General features: G+C 42.9%; 12 protein-coding genes, 1 pseudogene and 1 CRISPR repeat array. Of the genes and pseudogenes, 3 read left to right on the plus strand and 10 right to left on the minus strand.

Features of this window, described 5'->3' with window-relative positions:
* Nucleotides 1–442: 442 nt before the first annotated feature.
* Nucleotides 443–679: a TA system antitoxin ParD family protein gene (locus BZG84_RS15675; RefSeq protein WP_077481086.1), complete on the plus strand. Its 237-nt coding sequence runs from the start codon at nucleotides 443–445 to the stop codon at nucleotides 677–679.
* A complete protein-coding gene (locus BZG84_RS15680; protein ID WP_077678461.1) occupies nucleotides 648–995 on the plus strand; it encodes a type II toxin-antitoxin system RelE/ParE family toxin in 348 nt (115 codons plus the stop codon). Before BZG84_RS15675 ends, BZG84_RS15680 begins: the two co-directional genes overlap by 32 nt.
* A gap of 9 nt (nucleotides 996–1,004) precedes the next feature.
* Here BZG84_RS15680 and BZG84_RS15685 read toward each other — a convergent pair whose 3' ends face one another.
* From BZG84_RS15685 to BZG84_RS15730, 10 genes and pseudogenes are all read right to left on the minus strand, one after another.
* Nucleotides 1,005–2,543 carry a GTPase gene (locus tag BZG84_RS15685; protein WP_077481090.1) on the minus strand — a complete coding sequence of 513 codons (1,539 nt, stop codon included), beginning with the start codon at nucleotides 2,541–2,543 and terminating at the stop codon, nucleotides 1,005–1,007.
* 3 nt (nucleotides 2,544–2,546) lie between these two features.
* Entirely contained in the window at nucleotides 2,547–4,238 is a 1,692-nt protein-coding gene (locus BZG84_RS15690; RefSeq protein ID WP_077481092.1) for a dynamin family protein, read from the minus strand.
* Between the two features lie 12 nt (nucleotides 4,239–4,250).
* Nucleotides 4,251–4,670, minus strand: coding sequence for a hypothetical protein (locus BZG84_RS15695; RefSeq protein WP_077678462.1), 420 nt, complete (start codon nucleotides 4,668–4,670; stop codon nucleotides 4,251–4,253).
* 34 nt (nucleotides 4,671–4,704) lie between these two features.
* Complete coding sequence (locus tag BZG84_RS15700; protein ID WP_077678463.1) at nucleotides 4,705–5,517, minus strand: GTPase; 813 nt, start codon at nucleotides 5,515–5,517, stop codon at nucleotides 4,705–4,707.
* Nucleotides 5,504–5,803, minus strand: coding sequence for a YkgJ family cysteine cluster protein (locus tag BZG84_RS16590; protein WP_077481097.1), 300 nt, complete (start codon nucleotides 5,801–5,803; stop codon nucleotides 5,504–5,506). The genes BZG84_RS15700 and BZG84_RS16590 overlap by 14 nt, the downstream gene beginning before the upstream one ends.
* Complete coding sequence (locus BZG84_RS15710; protein ID WP_077481099.1) at nucleotides 5,800–6,198, minus strand: hypothetical protein; 399 nt, start codon at nucleotides 6,196–6,198, stop codon at nucleotides 5,800–5,802. Before BZG84_RS15710 ends, BZG84_RS16590 begins: the two co-directional genes overlap by 4 nt.
* A gap of 304 nt (nucleotides 6,199–6,502) precedes the next feature.
* Nucleotides 6,503–6,721 (minus strand): annotated as a pseudogene (locus BZG84_RS15715) (hypothetical protein); the annotation flags it as partial.
* Nucleotides 6,718–7,689: a type I-F CRISPR-associated endonuclease Cas1f gene (cas1f, locus tag BZG84_RS15720; RefSeq protein ID WP_077678464.1), complete on the minus strand. Its 972-nt coding sequence runs from the start codon at nucleotides 7,687–7,689 to the stop codon at nucleotides 6,718–6,720. The pseudogene BZG84_RS15715 and the gene cas1f, both read right to left, overlap by 4 nt.
* Before the next feature lie 168 nt (nucleotides 7,690–7,857).
* A complete protein-coding gene (locus BZG84_RS15725; RefSeq protein WP_077678465.1) occupies nucleotides 7,858–8,175 on the minus strand; it encodes a type II toxin-antitoxin system RelE/ParE family toxin in 318 nt (105 codons plus the stop codon).
* Complete coding sequence (locus BZG84_RS15730; RefSeq protein ID WP_077480619.1) at nucleotides 8,172–8,420, minus strand: type II toxin-antitoxin system ParD family antitoxin; 249 nt, start codon at nucleotides 8,418–8,420, stop codon at nucleotides 8,172–8,174. The genes BZG84_RS15725 and BZG84_RS15730 overlap by 4 nt, the downstream gene beginning before the upstream one ends.
* Nucleotides 8,421–8,554: 134 nt before the next feature.
* A CRISPR array of direct repeats spans nucleotides 8,555–9,303; the repeat unit is 28 nt; unit sequence TTTCTAAGCTGCCTGTGCGGCAGTGAAC.
* 215 nt (nucleotides 9,304–9,518) lie between these two features.
* Between BZG84_RS15730 and BZG84_RS15735 the strand changes: the two genes are divergently transcribed.
* Complete coding sequence (locus BZG84_RS15735) at nucleotides 9,519–9,800, plus strand: TIGR03643 family protein (RefSeq protein ID WP_077678466.1); 282 nt, start codon at nucleotides 9,519–9,521, stop codon at nucleotides 9,798–9,800.
* The last annotated feature ends 244 nt before the right edge of the window (nucleotides 9,801–10,044 follow it).

Consider the following 10,044-nt stretch of genomic DNA (forward strand, 5'->3'; position numbering starts at 1 on the left):
AGGAATTACAACATATTCATTGTTTAATAAGTCACAACATCAAGACTAGCATGGTGCATTTACATCGGTTGATATAAGCGCTAATCGTGACAGGCGCCCATTGACAGTTTTTATATATCCAACACCGTAGCGGCGCTTGTGTCACCTACGCTGCCTATGCGGCAGTGAACCATAGAATAACTTAACAATCATCTGTTACAACAGGCCGTTAGGATAAAAATGGCCTTTTACCCTTGTTAAAAATCGCTTTCCGTAACGATTTGTATTTATTGTTTATTTTTGAACGTCCAAAAAAGAAGGGTCGCAAGGGTATCAACTTATCACATATGTTGAAGCAGAGCCGTCTTAAGTCACGCCAGATATGCCAGTTCTAAACATGTTGCAAGGCGCGACATTTTGTCGCATATTAACCAATAAAGATTTATAACCGAGGTAGTGAATCATGCCAACCAGTGTACGGTTAGATGATGAGTTTGTGTCAGATGTAAAAGTGTATGCAGAGGCTGAAATGCGCTCTGTGCCCAAGCAAATTGAGTACTGGGCAAAAATCGGGAAAATCATGACTGAGAACCCTGATTTACCCTACAGCTTTGTGCAAGAGGCGCTAATTGCATCTGAAGAAGTTAAACTTGGTAAGGTAAAACGTTATGAGCGACGGACCCCAAAACAATCCGATTGATGTTTTCGTCTCTCGTGTTTTTGAAAAGCAGATGAACAAGTTGTCCGAGGCGCAATGTGAAGTGGTCGAGGACGAGATAGACAGAATCATTGAAGATCCCACGCTTGGCACCCAGAAAAAAGGCGATCTGTCTTATCTTTGGGTGCACAAGTTCAAGCTCGATAGGCAAGAAGTGTTACTTAGCTACGCTTGGATTGAAAACAAACTCGAGCTCTATCTGCTTAATATCAGCTCGCACGAGAATTTCTACGCGACGATGAAAAAGCGCAGAAAAGCTGACTTAAAGATCATCGGCGCGACGCCGAATCCACGCTAGCGGCGCACCCTAATAACCAATCGAGCTGAGTTTATTCTGAAAGTCCAGCACTTGTTGCAAATCTTGTTGAGTTTGATTTTCTTCTGCTGTAATTTTTGCGATTTCATCATCAAGTGCTCGAATCTGAGCATTGAGGATTTCGGTAATCACCAGCTCAGAAGTATTGCCATACTCACGTTTAACCACTGAACAGATCTCATCAACTGCCTGATATAAACTAACAGCCGCTTGACGCTCTTGAGCGTTTTGCTTATCTTGCGCCTTGCCTTCGCTATACAAATCCCATAACGCGGTAAGTAGCTGAACAGCGATTGCACCTTTTCCTGCCCATTTACCGAGCGTTTTCTCCCATCGTCCTTTTAAACCCGGGATCTTTAACTTACGACCTTGGAGTAATAAACCCTTGATATTGTCAGCTGAGCCCATATTTCCAAGCCCTCTAGCCACCTTGTCTAGATACTCAGAATTATTTGAGCTCAAGCTTTGTTGTAAGCGGTAAGAAACCTCAACGTTTAGTAGACCCTTAACTTCACCCAAACTATCGTTGATCCACGCTTCTAGCTTGTCTCCAATTGGGTCAATTAAACGCTGTAACTGGCTATCAAGTTGCGCTTGATCTTGTGTACTCTGTATACAGCCACTGATATCAGACTTCATCAACATCAGTTCATGACTGATCATATTTCTTGCTTCTATTACTAACGATCGTTGGCGACTTACAAGCATTTGCTTATCTTCTCGGCAACGCATCAATAGCTCGTTATGTTCTGTGGTGTCCTTCGTGGACAGTTGGTTTACCGCTGGCTGGTACCAAAGTTCATTGACTGCACTCTGAATTGCTGACAGTTGATTGTCTTGGTTGTCTGTTGATTTTAACCAGTCATTAAACACCTCAATGAACTCACTGTAACCAGAGCGTTCAAGCAACTGAGTGTGATTATCTTTTAAACGTCCCGTCAATGCCGTTTTCGCATTCATTGGTAACACTTTAATATGCTGAATGCTTTCATTACTCACGCCATATTCAGAAGCTTTATGACAAAGAACCTGAAGGATCTTCTGATAAGCTGTTGCTTTATCTGAATCGTTCGTAAGCTGATGGTTAAGTACAATGAAAATTTTCTTATTCAGCTTAATCATTTCAAATAATCGATGATAAAGGTCCTTTGAATCTTGGTCCCCTTCTCGGATGACAAACAACATCACTTGAGTACGTTTAATCTGCTCAATTGTAGTCTGTTCATGCTCAATGGGAGCGTTGACGCCTGGAGTATCTAAGAGTCGATACCCGTTCCAATCATAGTAATCAACCGTGTCGGTGGTCGGAATGTCATTTACGGTTGCTTTCTCTTGACCAATAAGCACATTGATCAATGTACTTTTGCCTGCGTTATACGCACCATAAAGCATTACTTGCAGAGTGTTATCATCTAGCTTTTCTTTTAACTCGGCATAAACACGATCAATCTGATTATTCGGATGATAGGCGCCAACTAAACACTTTGATTCATCAAGGTTCTGAGTTATTTCATCAAATGGATTTCTCATAATTTATACCTTCAATGCTTGAGTTTTTGAAGCACAGTTTTCAATCGCAATTACTATGGAATCAGCGTATTGCTGTAAGGGCATGAAAGATGTTTGCACATCACGAAAGACGTGTTCTACCAATTGTGGCAATTGCTGACGTACTGCTGCTGATGTGGTTAGGATGACTTGATCTGGCGATACCCCAACCGCTTCTTTGTGAGTGGATATTTCGACAAAGATTCGTTCACCGAGTTTATTGCCGCCAAAAGAGCCAATCGCACCACCAATCAAAGCACCAATAGGTCCACCCACCGCAAACCCAGCAGCTGCCCCGCCTAATCCAGCAGCACTCGAAGCGATACTCGACGCTCGCCTACCCGTGACCTGTTTGACGTCAATAGTGATATCATCAAAATCACCTAAACTGCCACTCGACAGATCGCCTGAAACACGCTGAATATTGTTAACGTAGCCAGATAGCTCCTGCGTCAACGTATTGCTGATTTGCTCTTCAATCAATTGGTTTAGCTCACGACTTATCGCTTCTTTATCACGGTTGTTCATGTGCTTATCGACGATTAAGGGTACTTCACACAGTACGTTATCAAGAATCTGGCTCAACATCACATTTTGCTTTTGGCGTAAGTTATACGTTGTTTTTGTTAGTAGTTGCTGCAACTCTTGCACTTGCGGTAAAACATTTTCATTCAATGAATGCAGTACTTCACCATCCAAGAAGTTAATCATTTGGCGCTTAGCTTTAACCACCTTATATTGGTTAGCTTCGTTCACTATTACTACCAGGCGTTCAAACAGCGCTTGCAAGCCAGCCTCTTGTAATGCGTTCTCAGAGGTCGCTGTAAGTGTTTTGTACGCATGAACCGATACGGATACCGCTTCTTTCAAATCATCAACACCGCCTAATGCCGTAACTCGGCTATGCACATCTTCTTGCTGCAATTGGCGAACTTGGGCTGATTTATTTTCCACTTTTTGGATAAGGTCTTCCGCCTCATCACACCAATCCTCTACCAATACGTCACTTTTCGTGATGACGGGTTGTAATGGTTTTTTCTTTTCAAGCTCAAGCTTGAGATCTTGCAATTCTTGTACTTGCCCTGGAGAACTTGATGGCGTAAGCCATAAAATAGCGTCTGCGCTGTCGGTATAGCGACGAGTGAGATCACCGTTTTCATCCACTATCGAGTGAAGCCCCGGTGAATCTAATAGCACCAAGTTTGAGCCCAGCTCTACACCTTGGATCTGAGCGGTAGTTTCGGTAACACCTTCGGCAAACGCACCCTCAAAATATTTAACTTTGCCGTCTTTAAAGCAAAAACGCTTAATCTGTTCAGGAGCAAATAGACCCGTTAAGTAATTACAAAACGAGCTTTTACCTGCATTCACTTTGCCAAATACAAGTAAAATAACACGATCAGCAAACTGCTCGCTGAGCGCTCGCATTGGTGACGCCTCTTCTAATTTTGCATCCCAACTTAGTACGCCTTGATAGATGGAAGCCTTTAGTTGTGTTGCCAATTTAAACAATGGATGCTGCTCATTGATATGCTTACTACTAAACTGAGCTGCTTGGGTAAGCTCTACAACCAAAGCGGATTTTATTTCAACTAGATCCTGCTCTTTATCCGATATGTATTTGAAGTCTGACTTAAATTTTTCTAACGCAGTAAGAAACGGGTTGCTATTGGTCATTTTTCCATTCTCTTACAAATTGATTAAATCGTTTTCAAGCTGCTTCATCTCTTCTATCTGATTACTAATCTGTTCGATTTGTCGTGCCTGTTTAGTCGATTTTTTGCTTTCTTGAAATGCTTGAATTACCATACCTTCAAGATTGCTATTTTTTGATGCCGCGACTAATGAGTCTGCTGAAATCGATAAACTATATTTATTAATAAAACGATTGGCGTGCGCTCGATTTTGTTCTGTAATTTTCCGCTCTTTTTCTTCTCGTTCGGCTTGTGCTCTTTTTGCTTTTCGTTCAGATTCTGCTCTCCCTCTCTCTCGCTCTAATTCTCGTGAGCTCGAGCTAGTACTCGCACTTGAATCATCATCAGATAATGCGGCACCGACAATACCAACGACACCTACCACTGCAGCCCCAATTAACCAAGGAATAGCCATAATTAACTCCTACTATTTACATTACTGTTCTTGGTTAAACCAAGTCTGCTAATAATTGTTTTACGTCACGCTTTAACATACTAAGTTCACTGCTCTGCTGAGAGCGTAGCCCTTTTAACTCTGCATTCAATGCCTCTTTTTGCGCAGAAAAATCCAGCAATAGTTTAGACTTCAAGCGTTTCATTTCTTTCTTGCGTAATTCATCAACCTCAGACACTAAAGTAGCAGTCAGATCAAAGAGCGCATGGATACCACTCTTTTCGCAGAAAACCGCTTTGTCCTCTTGAAGACCTCTGTTATAACGATGCGCTGACACAGAAATGATTTGTAAATCACGTAAATCAAGACTCCCTAGTAATTGTTGGCGAATTTTCTCCTCAACAATAGCTACTTCATCGGCAGACTTTTGATCGATTTGCGTTAAGACTAAAAACATCTTCTTACTGTAATTCTTGTCCTGACGTGCTAATTGTTGGAAAATTTGCATCTCATATTTATCTAGCTCACCCGCTTGAGCTTGGTGAACTAAAAACAAGTAGTCAGCCATTTCAAACGCACCTTTAATGGCAGATTTGTCATCTTCTTTACGTACATCGGCATCAAGCCCAGGGGTGTCAATCCAAATAACATGTTCTTGTTCAAGCTCTTTGTTCTCAATGGTTTCGCGTTTATCTTCTACTTTGAAAACCGCATCTCCTACCATTGCATTTAATAATGTACTTTTTCCATGATTATATTTCCCAAACACTGCTATACGTGGTTTAGTCGCATTGTTTTTCAAGTACAGCAAACGGTTTACATTCTGCTCATTCGTTGGTAAAAACTGCAATAGTTTATGTTTGTCCATTTTTTAACTTAACTCTGTAATGACTTGGAAGTTCGGATTCCAATTGCATGTAATTGCAAACTTCAGCATTTTTAAGGTAGTAATCTGTTAATGAAAACTGGTTTTCAAAAAGCTTCTGATACCCTTCATCAATTCGGCACATTAAAGCTCGCTCTTGATATATTGTGCAGCCAACATCAGCATTCAAGTACAAGCAAATACCATCACCATTGTGAAAGATTTTCAACTCAGGTACATGTTGAATTTGTTGGCAACACAAGCCGCAACGGGTGCACGGGTAACTCATAGGTGGATCAATGCTTCACCTTGGGTGAATAGAGATAAGATATTCTTAGACCACTCACGATAAACAATCGCCAAGTTTGGATTGAGTCCAAAGTGCGTAATCATATCATTCAATAGTTGCTGCTCTTGCTTGGCAACTTCTCCATCCGCATAAATAAGCGCCATTAACTCAAGTAACGCAATTTTCTGATGGCTATCACACTCAAAAGTATTGAGCACTGATGCTAGATCAAACCTTACTGCATCGTACTCAATATCGTCAATTTGCATTTCCATACAGTACTTCGCAATCAAGACTTCTTCTTCCATTGAAAAGTCATTGTCAGAATGCGCAACATGATGGGCAAGAGCAAGAAATGCTTCCTTTTCATCTGTTGATAAACGGTTCAAAAACATATTCGTTCCTATGGTAATTTAAAATATAGTTTTTTCTGATATAGTTTCGATTTTAATATAACACTTGAGATAAAAGTTAAACCTAACACTTAAGCAGTGCATTTTAATTTTTCACATCCTTGAAACTTATCACATTTTGCACTGAAAAACAGAATAAAATCGACCAGTATTGCACTGGATGTATCCGAGTTTCCACACCTAATTTAGAAATAAACCGCTTCGTACAACTGACCCAACGTTTCAGCAATCGTCGTTGATGTTCTGATACAACGGTTATGAAGCTCTGACTACCGAATTCGAGTCATAAAAGCTGGCTACGTGAGCGAGAACGAATCCAATGACAACTGACCGCGGTGCTGCGGCTGGCGGTTTTGCTCAGCAGTTTTCGCACCGTGTTTAAGCCATCTTCGGTGATCAGTGTTTGCCAGGTGTTATCACCAATTCGGTTAGCAAAGGCATCAAGCACGCGGCGAGTTTTCTTCAGTGCCTTTTTCTCGCACTGAGAAATAAAGGTCACCATCATCGTTGCGGCTCCGTCATCTCATCGTCGGAGTCGTTTTGCAGCGCAATGGCTTTGATGGTGTTGAACATAAAGTCCATCGCTTTGTGTTCAATAAAGGCTTGCAGAACTTGCTGGCGAAACTCTTGTTCGGTGGCGTTTTCTTTAGCGCATATAAACGCCCAAGGCAGCACGATGGCATCTTTGATTAAGTCCGCGGCATCAAACACCAGCGCGCCGCGACGGGTTTTGCCATGCATCACCGCAAATCCGTGCGGGATCCCAAGCACCCATAAACAACTCGCCGCCAAGCCATAAGCTAGGTAATTGCCATGATTTAAAAAGCGGTTGGCGAGATCGTCCGCCTCATGCTGGCGTTTAAAACCGTTTTTTTGCGTGCGATTGGCAGCGTGTTTGTAGAGCGCTTTGGTGAGCTGCGCTTCGGTAAGCAATAAATCAGCCGGCTTGCTGGCTTTGTCGGTTCGCGCCACAAAGGTATCGAGTGCGCCGGCCAATTCGGCGACATCAAACCCTTCAAGCTTGAGCTCACGGCTCGCTTGCCAGACCTGCTTTAAGTAACTCAGGCGTGCCAGCTGAAAAGTTCGCGCAGCGTCCAATCGCTTTTGATCATCAAACCAAAATGACAACCACCCTTGCAGATATTCAGTAGGTCGATACTCGCTTTGCGGTGTAAACCACTCAACCTCAGTTGCCATATGCAGTGGTGTACCGCCACCTCCGCAGAAGCCAACTAACACGCCCGCTTGCGAGAGCATACGCATCGCCGCTTGAGTGATTGATGTGCCAGTCCCGAGCAACAACACCGTGGTATTGGCAATGGGGATATTAAAGTAAAGGTTTTCGCGTTTCGCCTCCGCCAAGTACAACACACGCCCGTCTTTTTGCATCACACGGCAATGCTCGAGGTAGTACATATTGGCGCGTTTAGAATGAAGGATGGTTTTAAGATCCGAGGGCGAAAGATCGTCCATGCGTGTCCCTTTCGTGATTGTCCCGAGTGACAAGGCACATCACTCACAAGCGCTAGAAAGGTAACAAAAATAGCAATGCATGCCCGTGAAACAAGGCACAGTTTAGGGTTTGAAGGGAGATCGCTTTATTAATGTAGATGTAAGTAATGATCAATCACAATAAGCGCACTAACCAATAGTGAAATGGTTAATAATGTCCATTTCTTTATGAGGAACACCAATGATATCAATTGTATGGCGTCGGATAAGATAAAAGACAAGATGTTGTCCTTCAGGAAAGCAATAGTATCCGTCTTCAATGTCTGTTCTATGCTGGCCTAGTTGCGGGTTCTCTGCTAGCCAGTTAAACCGCGTAGCTAGGCGCTTTAAATAAGTGTTACGCTGTGCTTTTCCCCATTTACGCTCAGTGTAACGACCAATATTTTTAAGATCATCACGTGCTCTGGGCGTAATACGAACCTGCTTTTTTGTTTGGCTCGCCGTCAAGATTCTGCGTCCAAGTCGTTAATCAGTTCATCCATTGAAAAATCATCGACAAACGTGTCACTTGCTGCCTGTCGAGCCCCCTCATCAAGATGTGCGCGCAACACATCCAGTTTGGTTTTGCGTTCCTCAAGCGTGCGTAATGCATCACGAACAACCTCGCTAGCAGAGCCGTAACGGCCACTTGCTACCTCGTTTTTAATAAACACTTCCCAGTGCTCCCCTAAACTTAAACTTGTTGTTGCCATAACTATCGCACTTATTCATAAATATGAATAATGAATATAGCGCTTTTTTAAGTGACTCCCAACTTTTTCACTCATATTGATTCAGCCGAACGACGTTAGGTATATAGCAGCACACAAGAGTTCTCATTCAATCCTTTCTAAGCTACCTATGCGGCAGTGAACAAAGCAACCCAGTGCTGAGCCTGTGCTTGAAATTTCTAAGCTGCCTGTGCGGCAGTGAACATGCCGTCGACATCACCAAGGAAGCGGCCGGATTTCTAAGCTGCCTATGCGGCAGTGAACTTTAGCTTGCGGGTGTTTTCATCCGCACTTTCTTTTCTAAGCTGCCTATGCGGCAGTGAACCATCTTTGTACAGCGTGACGCTGTACAATCCTTTTCTAAGCTGCCTATGCGGCAGTGAACACCAAAAAATTTGTAGCGGGGTTAATAAGTATTTTCTAAGCTGCCTATGCGGCAGTGAACAGAAGTTGTCCATCACTTCAATCACGTCACCATTTCTAAGCTGCCTGTGCGGCAGTGAACCACGGCGCAGCGCATCCACGTCGTGAACATCTTTTCTAAGCTGCCTGTGCGGCAGTGAACGACCGAATCCTTGTCGCGCAGGTCCATGATCATTTCTAAGCTGCCTGTGCGGCAGTGAACAATCCGCAAGATTCAGAATACAACAAGCTGAATTTCTAAGCTGCCTATGCGGCAGTGAACACCAAAAAATTTGTAGCGGGGTTAATAAGTATTTTCTAAGCTGCCTGTGCGGCAGTGAACTAAATCACCCTCTATCGACTCTTTAAACATTTTTTCTAAGCTGACTGTGCGGCAGTGAACATTAGGCAAAAAGGTTTACGGAAAAGGGGCGTTTTCTAAGCTGACTGTGCGGCAGTGAACAATAGAATAACTTAATAATCGTCAGTGACAACAGGCCGTTAGGTTAAAAATGGACTTTTACCCTTGTTAAAAAGGGCCTTTCGTAACTAGCTGTATTTATTGTTTATTTTTAAATGGCCAAAAAATAAGGGTCATAACGGATTTAGGCATCTCCCCTTATTGATCCACGTGGCTCGACTTATCCGTATCTATCGCTCTACTACGAGGAGGAGCGTATGCAACTGACCGAGCCTGGTGACTTAGACCGGATTATTGAAATGGCGTGGGAAGATCGAACTCCTTTTGAGGCGATTGAAACACTATATGGTCTGCGACAAGATGATGTCATTGCACTGATGCGCCGTGAGTTAAAGCCGCGCAGCTTTAAAGTATGGCGAGAACGTACAAACGGGCGTAAAACCAAGCATAAAGCGCTTCGTTCAGCGTCTGTGGGCCGCAGTCATTGTAAAAGCCAATATAAAGTAAAATCGTCTAACGGTAAGGCTAATCGTAGATAAAAATGATGTCACGACGAAGCGTCTGAGTGGTTAATTGATCGTCTCTGTCACGTTATGGAAACGTGACAGTCAAATTGTCACTTTCTACTGGCGCTTAGTCTGTGCTTCAACCCCAAAGCCAATCTAACTCACAGCTTTATTTTTCAAACAGTTATGCGTTAAAAACAACACTAATCCAACTACTTATCCACAGTTTCTGTTGATAGTAAATCGACATCGGATAACTTATTTAGCCTTTAAATAT

The organism is Salinivibrio sp. PR932 (assembly GCF_001996125.1).
GTDB classification, from domain to species: Bacteria; Pseudomonadota; Gammaproteobacteria; order Enterobacterales; family Vibrionaceae; genus Salinivibrio; species Salinivibrio proteolyticus.

What these genes read in the sequence shown, in the direction of transcription:
- BZG84_RS15675 (WP_077481086.1), top strand. Translation starts at nt 443, where the DNA reads ATGCCAACCAGTGTACGGTTAGATGATGAGTTTGTGTCAGATGTAAAA.
- BZG84_RS15680 (WP_077678461.1), top strand. Translation starts at nt 648, where the DNA reads ATGAGCGACGGACCCCAAAACAATCCGATTGATGTTTTCGTCTCTCGT.
- BZG84_RS15685 (WP_077481090.1), bottom strand. Translation starts at nt 2,543, where the DNA reads ATGAGAAATCCATTTGATGAAATAACTCAGAACCTTGATGAATCAAAG.
- BZG84_RS15690 (WP_077481092.1), bottom strand. Translation starts at nt 4,238, where the DNA reads ATGACCAATAGCAACCCGTTTCTTACTGCGTTAGAAAAATTTAAGTCA.
- BZG84_RS15695 (WP_077678462.1), bottom strand. Translation starts at nt 4,670, where the DNA reads ATGGCTATTCCTTGGTTAATTGGGGCTGCAGTGGTAGGTGTCGTTGGT.
- BZG84_RS15700 (WP_077678463.1), bottom strand. Translation starts at nt 5,517, where the DNA reads ATGGACAAACATAAACTATTGCAGTTTTTACCAACGAATGAGCAGAAT.
- BZG84_RS16590 (WP_077481097.1), bottom strand. Translation starts at nt 5,803, where the DNA reads ATGAGTTACCCGTGCACCCGTTGCGGCTTGTGTTGCCAACAAATTCAA.
- BZG84_RS15710 (WP_077481099.1), bottom strand. Translation starts at nt 6,198, where the DNA reads ATGTTTTTGAACCGTTTATCAACAGATGAAAAGGAAGCATTTCTTGCT.
- cas1f (WP_077678464.1), bottom strand. Translation starts at nt 7,689, where the DNA reads ATGGACGATCTTTCGCCCTCGGATCTTAAAACCATCCTTCATTCTAAA.
- BZG84_RS15730 (WP_077480619.1), bottom strand. Translation starts at nt 8,420, where the DNA reads ATGGCAACAACAAGTTTAAGTTTAGGGGAGCACTGGGAAGTGTTTATT.
- BZG84_RS15735 (WP_077678466.1), top strand. Translation starts at nt 9,519, where the DNA reads ATGCAACTGACCGAGCCTGGTGACTTAGACCGGATTATTGAAATGGCG.